The following is a 17,203-nucleotide window of genomic DNA, read 5'->3' as shown; positions in this document are numbered from 1 at the left end:
TTAGAAAAGTTTCCCGCTCGTGTTCACATCAAAACACACGCTCTACCTTTCTTTCGTTTAATGTTTTATTTTCTTACAATTCAGCAAGAATCGCTTTAAGTAGTCGTTTGAAATCACCTTTGACACGTTCTGTTACTTCCACAACTTCCTCATGGTTGAGTTCTTCTTGGAAACCAGCAGCATGGTTAGTAATACATGAAATACCGAGAACTTTCAAGCCTGAGTGGGCTGCCACAATAACTTCAGGAACAGTAGACATGCCAACTGCATCTGCTCCGAGTGTCTTATAAGCACGGATTTCTGCTGGCGTTTCGTAAGTTGGACCGGTAACACCGATATAGACACCATCATCCAGCTTAATACCAAGCTTATCAGCGACTTGATGAGCAGTTGCACGGTATTCTGGAGTGTAAGATTTAGACATATCAGGGAAACGTGGGCCAAATTCATCCAAGTTTTCACCAATCAAAGGATTTTGACCCGTCATATTGATGTGGTCAGTAATCGCCATAAGCGTACCAGGACCATATCCAATACCACCGGCAGCATTTGTCACAATAACACCTGTCGCACCAAGAGCCTTTATCACGCGCACCGGGAAAGTGACAACTTCGAGAGGATTTCCTTCGTAGAAATGGAAACGACCTTGCAGTGCCAATACTTTGCGCCCTGCCAAATCTCCATAGACTAATTTACCAGCATGCCCAACGACAGTTGAGCGGCCCCAGTTTGGAATGTCCGCATAGTCAAGACTAACGGCATTTTCAATTTCAGAAGCCAACTCTCCCAAACCAGATCCCAAAATCAGACCAAACTCAGGTTCCGTCATGCCTTTTTCTTTCAGGAAGGCTGCCGTTGCTTTGATTTTCTCAGATAATGTTGTCATAAAATATTTCCCTCACTCTCTATGCTTATACCAATTTGTCCAAGAAGCTTTCACCAATCATGGCCTTATCCACACCGAAGTTGTCAGCGATGGTTGCTGAAATGTCCGCAAAATGTCCGACAGGCAAGTGACCATTCCCCTTGAGGGATTTACCAAAGACCAAGAGCGGAATGTACTCACGAGTGTGGTCAGTTCCAGCATAGGTCGGGTCATTACCATGGTCAGCGGTAATCATGAGCAAATCATCTTCACGCATGTTTTCAATGATTTCTGGCAAGCGAGCGTCAAACTCCTGCAGACAATCACGGTAGCCATGCGGGTCACGACGGTGACCATAAAGAGCATCAAAGTCTACCAAGTTGGTAAATGAGAAACCGTACTTGAAGTCCTCAGACTGGATAGCCTTGACTAGATTGTCCACTCCATGATTATTGGATTGGTTGTGACCCATGTCGTGGTTGATACCAGCACCGTTGAAGATGTCGTTAATCTTACCAACTGAATAAGTATCAATGCCGGCTTCATTGAGCTTGTCCAAAACAGTTGGTTCAAATGGAGAAACTGCATAGTCATGGCGATTGGCTGTACGAGTGAAGTTGCCTGGCTCACCTACATAAGGGCGAGCGATGATCCGTCCTAGAAGCGCAGGGCGTTCCAAGGTAATAGAGCGGGCGAATTCACAGATACGATAGAGCTCTTCCAAAGGAATCACTTCTTCGTGGGCCGCAATTTGAAGAACTGGATCTGCAGAAGTATAGATAATCAATTCGCCAGTTTCCATCTGACGAGGCCCGAAGTCGTCAATAACTGCCGTGCCAGAATAAGGTTTGTTCGCCTCACGAATAACTTTGCGACCAGAAAATTCTTCAATTTTAGTCAAGATTTCCTCTGGGAAGCCATTCCAGAAAGTATCAAAAGGCTCAGTAATATTCAGACCCATGATTTCCCAGTGGCCTGTCATCGTGTCTTTACCTAAAGAAACTTCTTCTAATTTAGTATAGTAACCACTTGGATTTTCCTCAGCTGGTACAGTTTTCAAGGCTTGCTCACGCTCGATATTGCCCAAGCCCAGCTTAGCCATATTTGGCACGTCTAGGCCGACTGCTTTGGAAATATGTCCCAGCGTATCGGAAGCTCCATCTGGCACCCCTGCATTAACAAAATTGTTAGCATCTGGTGCTGCCCCAATGCCGACTGAGTCCATAACAACTAAGTGAATACGATTAAATTTTGACATGAAAACCTCTTTTCTAGTTATTTGCTTCTAAAATGTTTACGCCACCTTGACCAGCGACGATCACCTTGTTGACCATTTTGGTGAAAAGGCCGTGCTCAACAACGCCCACGATATGATCTAATTCTCGGCCAAATTCGACGGGATTTTCGATTACACCTAGATCTAGATCAATAATGAAGTTCTGCATATCCGTGATAAAACGTTGGCCATTTTTTTCACGGAAACTTGGCTTGTAGCCTGCTTGAGCAAAGCGACGGAAAACTTGCTCCGCACCATATTGCACTACTTCGACTGGTAGCTTGAAAGCACCTAGCTTTTGAACCAATTTGCTCTCATCGACCACCCAGATGTAGTCCTTGGAAGGTGTCGCGACAACTTTCTCCATCAACAGAGCCCCGCCTCCGCCTTTGATGCCGTTGAACTGAGGATCCACTTCATCAGCTCCATCAACGGTCACATCGACCTGATCCACTTCATCAATGGATTTCAGCGGAATGCCCAAGCCTTCTGCTTGCTTGCTAGTCACGCTAGAGGTGGTGACTGCAGTAATCTGCAAGCCTTCCTCTTTGATACGTCGACCAATTTCCTCGACAAAATAGTAAGCAGTCGAACCTGTTCCCAGACCGACCACCATCCCGTCTTCGACAAATTCAGCAGCCTTAGTGCCTGCTAGTTTCTTTAGAGTTTCCATAGCACCTCCTCAAATCAACTATGTTTAGTATATCACAATTCTTTGAAATTTGAAAGTGTTTTCAGCTCTTTAAACGGTTCATCGCATTTTAACAGTGCTCCATTTCACGAAAATCTCCTTAAAATCTTGCTCCTAGTTCTATTTTACGCTACAATGAAGATAGGCAAATTACTAAAAGAAATACATATTTCAAGTAGTAAACCATAGAAAATCTGAGGAGGTTGTTATGATGCAGCAAGAAAATAAAGTTTTAGGTATTTTAGCCATTGTCTTTGGAGCAATCGCTTTACTTGGCTCCTGGATACCAATCATCAATTATCTATCTTTTTTTATCGGTACTATTGCTCTTATCCTTGCTATTATCGGTCTCATTATTAACCAAAAGAAACCGAAAACTTTGGCCATTATTGGCTCTGTTATTTCCTTTTTCTCCTTAATCATCGCACTGGTCACTCTATCATTCTATTCCCGTATGTTCAATGAAGTGGGAAAAGGACTTGATGCTCTGACAAACTCTTATAGTTCCTATTTTGATTCGTCAGAAAGAAAAATAGAAAAAGAAAAAGAAGAAGAAGAAAGTACGAAGTTTACATGGACAAAAGCAGAATTTGATGCACTCAAAGAGGGCGATATTTTGAAAAGAGGTGCAGGCGGAACAAAATACGACGACGTCATTCGGGACCACGGCAAACCAACTGACGAAACCACTTCCACTGTCAGCGGCTCTGAATTAAAAACCATCACCTACTTACCAGGAGGAAGCAAATATCAAGCCGTCATCCTAACTTTTTCAAAAAATGAAGACGGTTCTTTCCTACTGACTAGCAAGATAGGAACAGGTTTAGAGTAAAATAAATTTCCTACCCAACAGCTGTTTATCTTCTACCAATATTTGAAAGAACTCTAGCCGTCAGTCGCATTTTACTAAGACACAAGGATTTAACTACCACTTTCCCATTATACCTATTAATTAATGCAAAGCAAGGACAAAATGATGTACAAATCTCAAAAACTTTTTGGACGAATTTTGGGCGGATACTTGCAAAATAGATTTCCAGAAAGGATATACATGATAACACGAGAATTTGATACCATCGCTGCGATTTCGACCCCTCTTGGGGAAGGAGCCATCGGTATCGTCAGACTAAGCGGGACGGACAGCTTTGCTATTGCCAAAAAAATCTTTAAAGGCAAGGATTTAAGCAAAGTAGCCAGCCACACACTCAACTACGGCCATATCGTTAACCCTCAAAATCAGGAGATTCTGGATGAGGTCATGGTCGGCGCTATGCGCTCTCCCAAGACTTTCACCCGCGAGGATATCATCGAGATCAACACCCACGGCGGGATTGCGGTGACTAATGAAATCCTACAGCTGGCTATCCGAGAAGGGGCTAGAATGGCAGAGCCTGGCGAGTTTACCAAGCGGGCCTTTCTCAATGGGCGCGTAGATTTGACTCAGGCTGAGGCCGTTATGGACATCATCCGCGCCAAGACAGATAAAGCCATGAACAATGCTGTCAAGCAGCTGGACGGCTCTCTTTCCGACCTTATCAATAGCACCCGTCAGGAAATCCTCAACACACTGGCTCAGGTCGAGGTCAACATCGACTATCCTGAGTACGACGATGTTGAGGAAGCAACGACGGAAATCATTCGTGAAAAAACACTTGAATTCGAGCAACTTCTGACACAGCTTCTCAAAACTGCGCGACGCGGTAAGATTCTTCGCGAAGGGATTTCCACTGCTATCATCGGTCGACCTAATGTTGGTAAATCCAGCCTCCTCAACAATCTTCTGCACGAGGACAAGGCCATTGTGACCGATATCGAGGGGACCACTCGTGATGTGATCGAGGAGTATGTCAATATTAACGGCGTACCACTCAAGCTCATCGATACCGCAGGGATTCGGGAAACGGATGATCTTGTGGAGCAGATTGGCGTTGAGCGCTCTAAAAAAGCCTTACAGGAAGCTGACTTGGTTCTCTTGGTTCTCAATGCCAGCGAGCAACTAACTGACCAAGACAAACAATTGCTTGAAATCAGCCAAGACAGCAATCGCATCGTCCTGCTGAATAAGACTGACCTTGAAGAGAGGATTGAACTAGACCAGCTACCGGCAGATGCTATCAAGATTTCTGTCCTCCACAACCAAAATATCGATAAAATCGAGGATCGGATCAATCAGCTCTTCTTTGAAAATGCTGGCATTGTCGAGCAAGACGCCACCTATCTGTCCAATGCTCGCCACATCTCTCTCATCGAAAAGGCTGTCGAAAGCCTGCAAGCCGTCAATCAGGGACTGGAAATGGGCATGCCAGTGGATCTCCTCCAAGTCGATCTGACTCGTACTTGGGAAATCCTTGGTGAAATCACTGGAGACGCCGCACCAGACGAACTCATCACCCAGCTCTTCAGCCAATTCTGCCTAGGAAAATAATATGGGAATCACAGAGTTTATCAAAGCAAAAAATCTAGGCGAATACCTAGAAAGTCGAAAGCACGGACATATCAGAGAGCGCATCCAACAACGTAGCTGGTTGGAGGTTCTTTTCCACAAAGCCCGCACTACCAAAATAAATCCTGAAAATCACCAAAAAACGAAGAAAACGAAACACGGTTCTTGAAAAATAGAACCGTGTTTCGTTTGTCTATTCAATCTAGCTGAGAATTTGCCTGATCATGAATCGTGGCACTCTCCTTGCCCCAAACTATTTTTCTGTTTGGGTACATCTTTATCGGACTTGAGTCAGCACTCCGTCTTGCATTTCATAGACCTTGTCAACCTCGTCCAGTAGGCGAGTATCATGGGTAATCATGACCACGCTCTTGTTGAATTTCTGGGTCACTTCTTTAAGCAGATGAACCACGCGCTTAGCCCGCTCTGTATCCAGACTAGCTGTCGGCTCATCAGCCAAGATAATATCAGGGCTGTTGTAAAGCGCTCTGGCGATAGCAGCCCGCTGCCGTTCCCCACCGGACAATTCTTTAGGATACTGCTTAAGCGTGTCTTTTAGATCTAGCAGCTCAATCAGACTGTCTAGATCCGTCCTTTCCTTTTTAGATAAGCGGTCAATCAGCTGAAACTGGTCTTCGATTTTCAAAAAGGGTATGAGATTGGAAGCCTGCAAAATAAAGCCGAAATCATTGAAACGCAGAGCAGCACGTTCCTTTTCCTTGAGCTGGGAAGTATCTTTCCCATGCAGCAGAATCTGTCCTTTTGAGGGAGTTTGCAAATGCCCGAGCAAGGTCAGAAAAGTTGTTTTACCCGAGCCTGATGGCCCAATAATAGCTACAAATTGCCCCGCTTCCAGTTGGAAATCAGTTGGTTTCAGGGCTTGAACCAGCGTATGTCCCTGACCATATTCTTTTGTAACCCCTTTTAGTTCTATGATTGACATTTACTCACCTCCAATCGCTGTGATAGGGTCAATTTTCAGAACCCGATGAATGGACAAAAGTCCGCCAGCCAGTGACATGGAAATAATGAGGATAATTAAACCAGCATAGGATCGCCAGTCACTGTAAAAAGGCATAGAAGCCGGCAAGACTAGCTGGGTTCCCAATAGAGCCAAGACAGCTAAGCTGATTCCCAGAGTGGATAGGATGAAAATCTGCCAGAAAATAGAAGCAATAATCTTCCCACTGGCAATCCCTTGGGCCCGCATAATACCGTAAAGTTGAGTCTTCTGAATGGTGATAATGTACATGAAAATCCCCAATACTAAAAAGGTAATCAGAACCATGGCCCCAATCATAAAGGAAAAAGTCAGAACCTGAGGCTGATAACCAGGGATATTTTCTATAAAATCACTCATAGAAAGCTGACTGAGCCCTGTTTCTTCAATTTTTTGACTATCTTTGACCACAAGTGCGCTGATATTCTTAACCTGACTAGAGCCGTACTTTAATTCCCTGAAATCATCTAGATCCATAAAAATTACAGGTTGCGTAAAGAAGGTATTATCCTCTGTGAAACCAACAACCTGATAGAGGCGCTCACTGCCATTGAGCTGAAGCTGATCGCCTAGTTTTAGACCTTTTTGCTGCAGGCGCTTATCCGCAATGACTTCATGAGCATTCTCAACAGGACGTCCCTCAATAATATCTGGTGCCAGAAAACTATCCCAAGAAAGACCGAAAACCTGAGCATTGAGTTTATCAGTCCCATCTTCATAATTGGCCACTGCTGCCGTCTGTCCCAAAGCTGCGATTGAGTCCCCTTGAAGCAGGCTACTATACTCCTCTTCCTTGAGAGTCGACGCAACCAGATTCTTATTGGCATACTCTGACAAGACGATTGACTCAGCCTGCCATTGGTCCAGAGCCAAGCGATTGAGCCTAGCCAAACCGACGGAAAGACTAGATAAAAAGAAAACCATATAGGTAATGAGAAAGACCACAGCAACCACTAAACGATAGCGTCCACGGCTGTAGACAATCTCTTTAAAAGCTAAAAACAAAGCTGTCCTCCTTTGAGATATTAAAGATCATTATATCATAAAGAAGCAAGCTAGAAAAACATATGAGACTAATAATGACTAGATTCAGGCGAAAATCACTAAGTCGTATAGCGATTCCCTAAATAAGAAACATTCCTTGAAAGAAATTCATAAAATAAAAAGAAACAAGGGCTTCAGTTCATATACCGAAGCTTGCCTTGTTTCTTTTCTCTAGGTTTCGACCGCTATCTGACCTGCACTTTCTCTTTCCCAGAGCAGATTGAAAATCGCCTTATTGCTTGGTAAAGGTCAGAGTGTCTGGATCATCATCTAGTTCATCCACAATCAGCTGATTGCCATTTTGTCGGTAACTTTTGACATCGTCACCGACAATTAGTCTTTGGTTAGCAGCATCTACTTGTACCTGCTTGATTTCCTTACTGCCGTCGATCTCGGTTTCAGTCCAAGTACCAGTCCTACCATTGATTTCCAGGACATGTTGGTCACCATCATGGTCGGTTTCTTGGTAGCGTCCGTTTAGATTGCTGGTCTGACCTGCATTGGATGAAGAAGTCTGTTCTTGCGCAGGCTGTGATGTTTGGCTTTGGGTATTTTGTGATGAGTTAGCATTTCCTCCCTGATTAGCATTGCCTGAACAAGCAGTCAATAAAACTGCGACTGTTAATGATAAGATTTCAGTAAAGGCTTTTTTCGAAACAGTCATATTGCTTTCTCCTTTTTCTACATTTGTAGTTTATAATTATATTCTACAATTGTCTGTTTTGTTTGTCAATCATATAGCATTTTTTATCTAAAAATAAAAAATTCCCCAGCCTTACTTGACTGGAGATGTAAAATCTATTGCTTCTTCTAGAGGATCAAAGCTAGTCATCCTTGATGGACGAGCCTTCTGCATCATCCCTAAATATCAAGGTCGACTGTTGCAGATAGGGATTGGGGTACTTTCTAAGCAAATCTGTCACAGCTTCTACCAAAACCTCCTGCTTCACCTGACCTACTTGGTATCGCTCTAAAAATAGCATAAAGTTTTCTTTTTCAGCTGGGCTGGCTTTTTTCTTAAAATAGCCCCAAACATGCTGAAAGGCATTGCAGACCTGACCGCGATTTTCAGGCAGGGCTACCGCCTGATCAATCAAGTCTTGAACATGTGCTGCTTCCACCAAATCGCTTTTCAGATACTGACGGATTTCCAGATAGATCTTACTGGAATGACTGAGCACTAGATATTTATTTTTAGCCCAAAGAGTCTGACATTGGGAGATTTGGTTCAAATTTTCCATAATTACTTTTCCTACAATCTTTCCTTTTATTCCGGAAAAATCCATTCGATATGCGGAGCTCGTTTACTGATTTCTTTATAAATCGTATTGAAATCAGCATCAACAAGATCATTCAAGTCAATCTCTTCCAGTATTTTTCCTTCTTCGTCTTTAAAATAAAGTATGCGATAAGTTGATCTCGAATTTTTAGAATAAGCACGTCTAATTTCATACTCGATTTGCTTAATATTTGTTAAATCAATGTGATTTATATCTTGGAAAACAGAGGGTTTAACATCAATCTTATCATCAGAAATGGTAAAAGCTGCAGGCTCATGAGCTTTCTTATAAGCCGAAACACCTAAAATAGTAACTATAACACCTGCACCAATTAGAATTGGGCCCACATATTCATTATTTTGATTGAGAATTTCTTGCTCAGATTCCTTTTCTCTTCGGATAGAAGCTTGTTCGGACTCTAATTGTTTATTATAGGTCTCTACAAAAGCTTGCAGTCTTTTTTGCTCTTCTTCTGGTGTTTCATTCTCAGGTGCATAAGTTGATTTAACCATAGTTCTAGCCTTTTCAATCGTCATCGAGCTTTCATTCAACCTTGCTTCTTTTCGTTCATATTCTAGCTGTTTTAAGCTATCACTGTGGTTACCACTACTACTATTTGGTGATTGCATTATTCCAATTAATATAAATGCTCCAATAATAACAATAATAATAGCTACAATTTCAGATGCATAACTTCTTTTATATTCCATTAAAATATTCTTTCTGTAAAATCTTTATGGGACTAGAATACCATAAATCAAGACTTTTATAAAGCTCTTTTATAGCCAAAAGCAGCCCAAAGGACTGCTTCTCTTTGTATATACTAGCGCACTTCTGCTCCAACATTTTCTTCCAAGGATTTTTGGATTTTTTCCATGTATTTAGCCACTTCATCATCGGTTAGGCTGTCTTCTGGATTTTGGAAGGTCAGTGTGTAGGCCATAGACTTGAGGCCAACACCTAATTTTTCACCAGAGAAGATATCGAAGAGCTTGATATCCGTCAAACGTTTCACTCCGGCAGCTTGAATCGCTTCCACCACCTGTCTGTGGCTGATTTCTGCTTTGAGCAACAAGGCCACATCACGAGTGACAGCTGGGAATTTGGTGATTTCTTCAAAAGGTTGTTCTGGCTCAAGACTCGCCTCAATAGCCGTCAGATTGAGCTCAGCCACATAGGTTTCTGGGATGTCATAAGCCTTGGCCGTCACTGGATGAACCTGCCCAACATAGCCCACTGGCTGACCTTTGATCGAAATCAGCGCTGTCCGACCCGGATGCAGACTCTTGAGCTGGTCAGTTGCTTGATAATCAGCTGCTAATCCTAGGCGGTCAAAGAGCGCTTCAACCACTCCCTTAGCGTAGAAGAAGTCCACAGGAGTCGCTAGCGTTTGGAAATCCTTTTCACTTACCAAGCCAGTTAGGGCAAAGGCAAAACTATTGATTTCATTAGGCAATTCTTCCTTCGGATTGCCTGTTTGTTCAAAGATTTTCCCAATTTCATACAGGGCTAAATCCTTATTTTTACGAGCAACATTGTAGCTGACAGTATCCAGCATTCCTGAGAGCATATTTTGACGAAGAACACTGCGCTCCCTTGTCATAGGCCACATAAGCTCCGTCAGATTTGTAGGATTGAGCGTAAATTCGACAGCTTTTTCTGGCGTGGTCAAGGCATAGGAAATAATCTCGGTCAGTCCTGCTCCTTCAGCCACCGTCCGAACCTTGCGACGTAGCTTCTGAGTGGCCGTCAATTCACCAGCTGTTCCAGCATCTTGAGGCAGGGAAACTGGCAAGCGGTCATAGCCATAAATACGAGCAATTTCCTCGTAAAGATCTGCTGGAATACTAATATCCCAACGACGAGCAGGCACGCTGACTGTGAACAAGTCCGCAGATCCGCTGAGAGCAAAGCCTAGACGACGGAAAATATCTTCAATATCCGCATAAGTCAAATCTGTTCCCAAGACTCGGTTGACATCAGAAAGGCTAGTCGAAACTTGCTTGTCAGTCATATCTAACTGTCCTGCTTGGACAATACCAGCATGAACAGTTGCACCTGCCAAGTCAGCAATCATGCTCGCAGCAGCATCCAGAGCTTCGGTTACTGTTGCCAGGTTAATCCCTTTTTCAAAGCGTGAAGAAGATTCTGAACGCAAGCCCAGACGGCTGCTTGTCTTACGGATTGACTTGCCATCAAAGACAGCCGCTTCCAGAACGACACGAGTCGACTTATCAGAGATTTCGGTGGCTGCTCCGCCCATGACACCAGCCAAAGCCACTGGCTTATCTGCCACAGTGATAACTAAATCACCGACTTCCAGCTCACGCTCTTCGCCGTCCAGCGTCACTAATTTCTCACCAGCACGCGCTTCCCGGACGACAATCTGGTCACCCTCAAATGTATCCAGATCAAAGGCATGCATGGGCTGACCAAAGTAGAGCAAGATGTAGTTAGTCACGTCCACTACGTTGTTAATCGGACGGATTCCTTCGTTCATGAGGAGATTTTGCAGCCACTGAGGACTCGGAGCAATGGTCACATTGTCCAAAATACGAGCTGCATAAAACGGTGCTTTTTCGCTATCAATGACAACAGACAAGCTAGCCGCAGCCTCTTTATCCCCTTCAGTCAAAGGAAATTCTTTGAAATGAACAGGCTTATCGTAGATAGCTGCTACTTCGTGCGCCACTCCGCGCATAGACAAAGCGTCAGCCCGATTAGGTGTGATAGAAAGCTCGATAATCTCATCATCCAAGTCTAGATAAGGGAAAACCTCATCTCCTGGTACAGCACTATCTGGCAAAATTTGAATGCCATCCGCGAATTCCTTTGGCACGACAGAATCCGAAATGCCCAGCTCGCCCAAGGAACAAATCATACCTAGTGACTCCAAGCCACGGATTTTTCCTTTTTTAATCTTATAATTATCTGCAATGCGAGCGCCTGGTACAGCCACCATAACCTTGATTCCAGCACGTACATTCGGTGCGCCACAGACAATCTGGCGAGGCTCCTCTTCCCCGACATTGACCTGACAGAGGTGCAGGTGAGTTTCAGATACATCCTCGCAGCTCAGAACTTCTCCGACAACAATTTTCGAAAGGCCTTCAGCTGGTGAGCTGACTCCTTCTACTTCAATACCAGTTGTGGACATTTTCTCAGCCAGCTCGGCGCTCGTCACATCCAAATCAACCAGTTCTTTTAACCATTTATAACTAACTAACATATGTATGATTTTACGACCGACCAGAACCAACTCTGACTTCATAGACAAAGCCAGTCCATTCAATTTTCGGTCGTATTTGATTCCTCTCTATAAATTTCTGTTTTTACTAAAAGCCTAATAAGCAGCAATACTCTCGTCTTTTTAGTTTAATTGCTTCCTTAAAAGCCAGTCAATATCAACCGTATCACCAGTGATATATTCATGCTGGCTAAACCTTTCAAAGCCATATTTAAAGTAAAAGTTCTGCGCCTTGAAATTTCTTTCCCAAACGCCTAGCCAAGCCCAGCTAAAACCACGTTTCTCAGCTTCTGCTAGGGCAAATTCAAATATTTCCTTGCCCAAGCCAAGTCCCTGATGGGAGGCAAGCACATAAATTCGTTGAATTTCAAAGGAATCTTCCAACTCCTGCTCTGTCTGAGCCTGACCCCAGTTACACTTGAGAAAACCAGCGATCTTTTGCTCCTTGTCCAACACAAAATAATGCTCAGACTCAGAATTGGCCAACTCCCGCGCCAGCCTTTCACGCGCCAGCTCGTGGGCAAAATAATGCTCCAAGTCTGCCTGCTTGATGAAAGGACCAAAAGTTTCTTGGTAGGTCTGCACTTCCAAGTCCCGCAAAATATCCAGATCCTCTGGCCGAACTCTAACTAACATAGGGCACTCCTTTCTCAGAAGCAGCTGTGAGCGATATTCCCATCTAAAATTATCTTATAGGCAGCTAAAACTGATGAACACCATTTCCACGCATTTCAAGCTCGCAAACATTGCTAATCAGGCTTGTCGTGATGGAATTGTTCAAATCAAGTCCTATTTCTAAGCTTCTTACTTAAATTGCTCTGAAAAACGTACATCGCCTTGGTAAAAGCCACGAATATCATTGATACCGTAGCGAAGCATAGCCACCCGCTCTTGACCAAGCCCAAAGGCAAAGCCAGAATATTTCTCTGAATCGATGCCACTCATTTCCAAGACACTTGGGTGCACCATTCCGGCTCCCATGATTTCGATCCAGCCAGTCTTCTTGCAGACATTACAGCCGGCACCACCACACTTAAAGCAAGATACGTCCACTTCGACAGACGGCTCTGTGAATGGGAAGTAAGATGGACGCAGACGAATCTTCCGATCTGCACCAAACATTTTTTGAATAATCAGCTGCAAGGTTCCCTGCAAATCAGCCATAGAGATATTTTCCCCTACGACCAGACCTTCAATCTGGTGAAACTGGTGAGAGTGAGTCGCATCGTCTGTATCGCGACGGAAAACACGTCCTGGAGAGATCATCTTGAGTGGCCCTTGGCTAAAGTCATGGGCATCCATCGCACGAGCTTGAACAGGAGAAGTGTGAGTACGTAAGAGGATCTCTTCTGTGATGTAGAAAGTGTCCTGCATATCTCGAGCAGGATGGTCTTTAGGCAAGTTCATGCGCTCAAAGTTGTAGTAGTCTGACTCAACTTCGAAACCATCCACAACCTGATAGCCCATACCGATAAAGATATCTTCAATTTCTTCACTCGTTTGGGTCAAAATATGGCGATTTCCAGCTGGAATCTTACGGCCTGGCAGGGTCACATCCAAGGCATCATTGGCCAACTGGGCTGCGACTTTCTGCTCTTCCAAGATTTGAGCTGCTTCTTCAAAGGCCGCATTCAGCACATCTCGTGCTTCATTGACGTGCTTCCCGATAATAGGACGCATCTCAGCAGAAACATCCTTCATCCCTTTGAGAATCTCAGTAAGACTTCCTTTTTTCCCTAGGACAGATACTTTCAGCTCCTGCATATCCTTAGCATTTTCCAGAGTAATGGTCTGCAATTGGGCTAAAGTTTCCTCACGCAGACTCTGCAATCGTTCTTCAATTGTTGACATAGTTCCTCCAAAATAAAAACCGCGGTCTCACTCACACCGAAGCGGAGCGTTGACACGCGGTACCATCCGTTTTTTATCTGGCAAGCCAGACCTTAATTACCAATCCCAAAGCAAGTGAATTCGCCTAGCTTTCATCTAGAGAGCTCTCAGTCGCTGGCTCCCCTCCCTGTCAAACTTCCCCTAGGTTACTGGTCTTGCGGATTGCTATTCAATTATAATTCATTCTAACAAATTTCTAAACATTTCGCAAGCTCAGTTAAAGATTTTACAAGCAGAAAAAGAAGTCCGTTAAGCAACAGACTTCTTTTCATCTATTTAATCACTTGTCCTGCTTCTTTGAGGACATCTTCTGGGATAGTAATGCCTAGTTCTTTGGCATTCTTAGTATTGATAACAGATTTACCTTTATCAAAAATATCTACTGCAGTGTCAGCTGGTTTAGCACCTTTAAGAACTTTAGCAGCCATTTTACCAGTCGCAACACCGAGGTCATACTGGTCTACAACGACAGAGGCAAGACCGCCTTCTTCTACCATGGCTGTCGCACTTGGATAAATTGATTTCTTAGCTTCTTTATTGCTGGACACAACTGTCGCAAAAGCTGACGCAATAGTATTGTCAATTGGAATCCAGATAGCATCAACCTTACCAGTCATGACATTCATAGTTGAAGCAATTTCATTGGTTGAAGGAACAGAATATTCCTCAACTTTGTAGCCTGCCTCTTCGGCCAATTTTTTGAACTCTTCTACCTGAGCTTTGGAGTTGTCTTCACTGCTAGAATAGAGGGCACCGATTGTTTTCACATTTGGCGTCAATTTTTTAATCAACTCTAGTTGTTGCTTAGCTGGATTGTGGTCAGAAACACCTGTGATATTACCACCTGGCTTTTCCAGATTTTTCACTAGGTTTGCTCCGACTGGATCTGTGATAGCTCCCATGACAATAGGCTTGTCCTTAGTAGCCGCAGCCAAACCTTGCGCAGATGGAGTGGCAATCCCAATCAGCACATCATTGTCATTGGACACCAGCTGCTTACTCATAGTAGAAACTTTGCTCTGATCGCCTTCAGCATTCATAAAGTCAATCTTAATCTTGTCGCCCTTGTAGCCTTCCTCAGCTAGACCGTCCTGAATTCCCTTGTAAATCAAATCTAGCGAAGGGTGGCTGACATACTGCAAGACACCAACCTTGACTGTCTTACTCTCATCGCCAGTATTAGAGCTGTTGCTCTTGCTGCTAAAGCTGGAATAAGCCATCCCACCGATTACCAATACAGCCAGAATCCCTAAAATAGTCATTAAACGTTTATTTTTCATGTTCTTTCTCCATTTCTTTATCTCATTTTTTCTATTCAATCCCTAGGGACGCCATCGTTTAAACATGGGCAATTCTCCTTGTTTTTTTATAATAAGCAACAAAAAACCTCACACAGGTACTCTGTGTGAGGGCGTAAATCGCGGTGCCACCTCAATTATGGAAAAATAGCTAGTATTCCCCCATATCTCTATCTTGTCATCAAACAAGCTGCACTGTAAGGTGTGCCCACCGAATTCTTATTGTTTCAAATTCATATTTATCAATTAGCCCAATTTCGTAAAGATTTGCTGCTCATTTCCACCAACCACAAGCTCGCTAAAAACAAATGCATCTACTACTTTTCTAATTTTCTATATTGTAAGTTTTTCCTGAAAAGATGTCAAGACCTTTTTGAAAATTTTTATAAAATGTTCGGATTTTGTTTATATCGATAATCATTGACAAAAAATAAATTTCTTTTTGATGAGACTTTAGAAGCTTTTGGCTTGGTTTTTTGTTATAATCTTCTTTAGCAACTTTCAAGGAGAAAAGCATGTCTTTCGACGGATTTTTTTTACACCACATGACAGAGGAGCTCCGCCGCGAATTGCTGGGCGGCCGCATCCAAAAGATTAATCAACCTTTTGAACAGGAGCTGGTTTTACAGATTCGCAGCAATCGCAAAAGTCACAAGCTGCTCCTGTCAGCCCACTCGGTCTTTGGGCGCGTCCAGCTGACAGAGACTACTTTTGAAAATCCAGCTGTTCCCAATACCTTTATCATGGTCATGCGCAAATACCTACAGGGAGCTGTCATTGAAGCGATTCAGCAAGTTGAGAATGACCGAATTTTGGAAATCAGCGTCTCCAATAAGAACGAAATCGGCGATAGCGTGGCTGTGACTCTGGTCATCGAAATCATGGGCAAGCACAGTAATATTATCCTCTTGGATAAGGCTAGTGGGAAGATTATTGAAGCCATCAAACACGTCGGATTTTCACAAAATAGCTATCGAACTATCCTGCCGGGCTCAACTTATATCGCTCCGCCTCAGACTGGCAGTCTCAATCCTTTCACTGTGGGTGATGAAAAGCTCTTCCAAATCCTACAGACAGAGGACTTAGAGCCCAAACGCTTGCAACAAATGTTTCAGGGCTTGGGTCGGGATACAGCTACTGAACTCAGTGGCCGTCTGACGGCCGACAAGCTCAAAACCTTCCGTGCATTTTTTACAAGTCCGACTCAGCCTAGCCTGACCGAAAAATCCTTCTCTGCTCTGCTATTTTCCGACAGTAAGACCCAAATATCCAGTCTATCCGAGCTTTTGGACACTTTCTATAAGGACAAGGCTGAGCGTGATCGGGTCAACCAGCAGGCCAGCGAGCTCATCCGCCGAGTAGAAAATGAGTTGGACAAGAACCGTAAAAAGCTGGGCAAGCAGGAGGAAGAGCTCCTAGCAACGGAGAATGCAGAAGAATTCCGTCAAAAAGGGGAACTCTTGACCACCTTTCTCCATCAGGTGCCCAACGATCAAGATCAGGTGGAGCTGGACAATTACTACACAGGTGAGAAGATTATCATCGCACTTGACAAGGCCCTGACCCCCAATCAAAATGCCCAGCGCTATTTCAAACGTTACCAGAAGCTCAAGGAAGCCGTCAAACATCTGACCAGCTTGATTGAGGAGACACGGGCTACGATTCTCTATCTAGAGAGCGTTGAAACCGCCCTTGCGCAGGCCAGCTTAACTGAAATTGCGGAAATTCGGGAGGAACTCATCCAGACTGGCTTTATCCGCCGCCGCCAGAGAGAGAAAATCCAGAAAAGGCAGAAACCGGAGAAATACTTGGCAACAGATGGCCAAACCATTATCCTTGTTGGTCGTAACAATCTACAAAATGACGAGCTGACTTTCAAGTTGGCCAAGAAGGACGAGCTTTGGTTTCACGCCAAGGATATTCCAGGTAGCCATGTGGTCATCACAGGCAATCTTCAGCCTAGCGATGAAGTTAAGACAGATGCTGCCGAGCTAGCAGCCTACTTCTCCAAAGCCAGACTCTCCAATCTGGTCCAAGTGGACATGATTGAGGCTAAAAAACTCAACAAGCCCACTGGTGGCAAGCCTGGATTTGTCACCTATACGGGGCAGAAAACCTTGCGCGTCACACCAGACGAAGAAAAAATCAAAAGCATGAAAATGTAAGCTA

The 17,203-nt window shown here is 43.9% G+C and carries 16 protein-coding genes; 4 read left to right on the top strand and 12 right to left on the bottom strand.

Annotation, left to right across the window (positions count from 1 at the left end; translation table 11 throughout):
- Window positions 1–73 precede the first annotated feature (73 nt).
- The 3 genes from D8791_RS04625 to rpiA are packed head-to-tail and all read right to left on the bottom strand — an operon-like array spanning window position 74 to window position 2,814.
- Window positions 74–886, bottom strand: coding sequence for a purine-nucleoside phosphorylase (locus tag D8791_RS04625; RefSeq protein ID WP_125446449.1), 813 nt, complete (start codon window positions 884–886; stop codon window positions 74–76).
- Between the two features lie 25 nt (window positions 887–911).
- On the bottom strand, window positions 912–2,123 hold the full coding sequence (locus tag D8791_RS04620; RefSeq protein ID WP_048764634.1) for a phosphopentomutase: 1,212 nt from the start codon (window positions 2,121–2,123) through the stop codon (window positions 912–914).
- Between the two features lie 13 nt (window positions 2,124–2,136).
- Window positions 2,137–2,814, bottom strand: a complete 678-nt coding sequence (gene rpiA / locus D8791_RS04615) for a ribose-5-phosphate isomerase RpiA (RefSeq protein WP_125446448.1) — start codon at window positions 2,812–2,814, stop codon at window positions 2,137–2,139.
- 226 nt (window positions 2,815–3,040) lie between these two features.
- On the opposite strand from rpiA, the gene D8791_RS04610 reads away from it, so the two are divergent.
- From D8791_RS04610 to D8791_RS04600, 3 genes are all read left to right on the top strand, one after another.
- The gene (locus D8791_RS04610; protein ID WP_125446447.1) at window positions 3,041–3,664 is read left to right on the top strand and encodes a CD20-like domain-containing protein; all 624 of its coding nucleotides are present in this window, start codon (window positions 3,041–3,043) and stop codon (window positions 3,662–3,664) included.
- Window positions 3,665–3,883: 219 nt separating this feature from the next.
- Window positions 3,884–5,257: a tRNA uridine-5-carboxymethylaminomethyl(34) synthesis GTPase MnmE gene (gene mnmE / locus D8791_RS04605; RefSeq protein WP_125446446.1), complete on the top strand. Its 1,374-nt coding sequence runs from the start codon at window positions 3,884–3,886 to the stop codon at window positions 5,255–5,257.
- Window position 5,258: 1 nt separating this feature from the next.
- On the top strand, window positions 5,259–5,444 hold the full coding sequence (locus tag D8791_RS04600; RefSeq protein ID WP_125446445.1) for a hypothetical protein: 186 nt from the start codon (window positions 5,259–5,261) through the stop codon (window positions 5,442–5,444).
- Window positions 5,445–5,552: 108 nt separating this feature from the next.
- Here the strand turns inward: D8791_RS04600 and D8791_RS04595 are convergent, their stop codons facing one another.
- The 9 genes from D8791_RS04595 to trpX all read right to left on the bottom strand — a co-directional run bounded on the left by D8791_RS04595 (window position 5,553) and on the right by trpX (window position 15,016).
- Window positions 5,553–6,218, bottom strand: coding sequence for an ABC transporter ATP-binding protein (locus D8791_RS04595; protein ID WP_125379646.1), 666 nt, complete (start codon window positions 6,216–6,218; stop codon window positions 5,553–5,555).
- Window positions 6,219–7,280, bottom strand: a complete 1,062-nt coding sequence (locus D8791_RS04590) for an ABC transporter permease (protein WP_185760558.1) — start codon at window positions 7,278–7,280, stop codon at window positions 6,219–6,221.
- A gap of 271 nt (window positions 7,281–7,551) precedes the next feature.
- On the bottom strand, window positions 7,552–7,983 hold the full coding sequence (locus D8791_RS04585) for an SP_0198 family lipoprotein (RefSeq protein WP_125371029.1): 432 nt from the start codon (window positions 7,981–7,983) through the stop codon (window positions 7,552–7,554).
- A 160-nt stretch (window positions 7,984–8,143) separates the two neighbouring features.
- Complete coding sequence (locus D8791_RS04580) at window positions 8,144–8,560, bottom strand: YbgA family protein (protein ID WP_125446444.1); 417 nt, start codon at window positions 8,558–8,560, stop codon at window positions 8,144–8,146.
- A gap of 26 nt (window positions 8,561–8,586) precedes the next feature.
- Window positions 8,587–9,309, bottom strand: coding sequence for a hypothetical protein (locus D8791_RS04575; protein WP_125446443.1), 723 nt, complete (start codon window positions 9,307–9,309; stop codon window positions 8,587–8,589).
- A gap of 113 nt (window positions 9,310–9,422) precedes the next feature.
- A complete protein-coding gene (pheT, locus tag D8791_RS04570; protein ID WP_376739478.1) occupies window positions 9,423–11,870 on the bottom strand; it encodes a phenylalanine--tRNA ligase subunit beta in 2,448 nt (815 codons plus the stop codon).
- A 99-nt stretch (window positions 11,871–11,969) separates the two neighbouring features.
- Window positions 11,970–12,482 carry a GNAT family N-acetyltransferase gene (locus D8791_RS04565; protein ID WP_125446441.1) on the bottom strand — a complete coding sequence of 171 codons (513 nt, stop codon included), beginning with the start codon at window positions 12,480–12,482 and terminating at the stop codon, window positions 11,970–11,972.
- A 168-nt stretch (window positions 12,483–12,650) separates the two neighbouring features.
- Window positions 12,651–13,697, bottom strand: coding sequence for a phenylalanine--tRNA ligase subunit alpha (gene pheS / locus D8791_RS04560; protein ID WP_005589611.1), 1,047 nt, complete (start codon window positions 13,695–13,697; stop codon window positions 12,651–12,653).
- 311 nt (window positions 13,698–14,008) lie between these two features.
- Window positions 14,009–15,016, bottom strand: a complete 1,008-nt coding sequence (trpX, locus tag D8791_RS04555; RefSeq protein WP_125446440.1) for a tryptophan ABC transporter substrate-binding protein — start codon at window positions 15,014–15,016, stop codon at window positions 14,009–14,011.
- A 533-nt stretch (window positions 15,017–15,549) separates the two neighbouring features.
- On the opposite strand from trpX, the gene fbpA reads away from it, so the two are divergent.
- Entirely contained in the window at window positions 15,550–17,199 is a 1,650-nt protein-coding gene (gene fbpA, locus D8791_RS04550; protein WP_125446439.1) for an Rqc2 family fibronectin-binding protein FbpA, read from the top strand.
- Window positions 17,200–17,203 lie beyond the last annotated feature (4 nt).

The sequence above is a fragment of the Streptococcus cristatus genome (assembly GCF_003943515.1).
Classification (GTDB): Bacteria; Bacillota; Bacilli; order Lactobacillales; family Streptococcaceae; genus Streptococcus; species Streptococcus cristatus_D.
The sequence above is the reverse complement of the archived record's forward strand: the minus strand, read 5'-3'. Positions and strand labels throughout refer to the sequence as shown.

Bases quoted from the DNA above. Each gene is read 5' to 3' on its own strand.
- D8791_RS04620 (WP_048764634.1), bottom strand. From the start codon at position 2,123: ATGTCAAAATTTAATCGTATTCACTTAGTTGTTATGGACTCAGTCGGC.
- mnmE (WP_125446446.1), top strand. From the start codon at position 3,884: ATGATAACACGAGAATTTGATACCATCGCTGCGATTTCGACCCCTCTT.
- D8791_RS04610 (WP_125446447.1), top strand. From the start codon at position 3,041: ATGATGCAGCAAGAAAATAAAGTTTTAGGTATTTTAGCCATTGTCTTT.
- D8791_RS04600 (WP_125446445.1), top strand. From the start codon at position 5,259: ATGGGAATCACAGAGTTTATCAAAGCAAAAAATCTAGGCGAATACCTA.
- D8791_RS04595 (WP_125379646.1), bottom strand. From the start codon at position 6,218: ATGTCAATCATAGAACTAAAAGGGGTTACAAAAGAATATGGTCAGGGA.
- D8791_RS04625 (WP_125446449.1), bottom strand. From the start codon at position 886: ATGACAACATTATCTGAGAAAATCAAAGCAACGGCAGCCTTCCTGAAA.
- D8791_RS04585 (WP_125371029.1), bottom strand. From the start codon at position 7,983: ATGACTGTTTCGAAAAAAGCCTTTACTGAAATCTTATCATTAACAGTC.
- D8791_RS04575 (WP_125446443.1), bottom strand. From the start codon at position 9,309: ATGGAATATAAAAGAAGTTATGCATCTGAAATTGTAGCTATTATTATT.
- pheS (WP_005589611.1), bottom strand. From the start codon at position 13,697: ATGTCAACAATTGAAGAACGATTGCAGAGTCTGCGTGAGGAAACTTTA.
- fbpA (WP_125446439.1), top strand. From the start codon at position 15,550: ATGTCTTTCGACGGATTTTTTTTACACCACATGACAGAGGAGCTCCGC.
- D8791_RS04565 (WP_125446441.1), bottom strand. From the start codon at position 12,482: ATGTTAGTTAGAGTTCGGCCAGAGGATCTGGATATTTTGCGGGACTTG.
- rpiA (WP_125446448.1), bottom strand. From the start codon at position 2,814: ATGGAAACTCTAAAGAAACTAGCAGGCACTAAGGCTGCTGAATTTGTC.
- D8791_RS04580 (WP_125446444.1), bottom strand. From the start codon at position 8,560: ATGGAAAATTTGAACCAAATCTCCCAATGTCAGACTCTTTGGGCTAAA.
- pheT (WP_376739478.1), bottom strand. From the start codon at position 11,870: ATGAAGTCAGAGTTGGTTCTGGTCGGTCGTAAAATCATACATATGTTA.
- trpX (WP_125446440.1), bottom strand. From the start codon at position 15,016: ATGAAAAATAAACGTTTAATGACTATTTTAGGGATTCTGGCTGTATTG.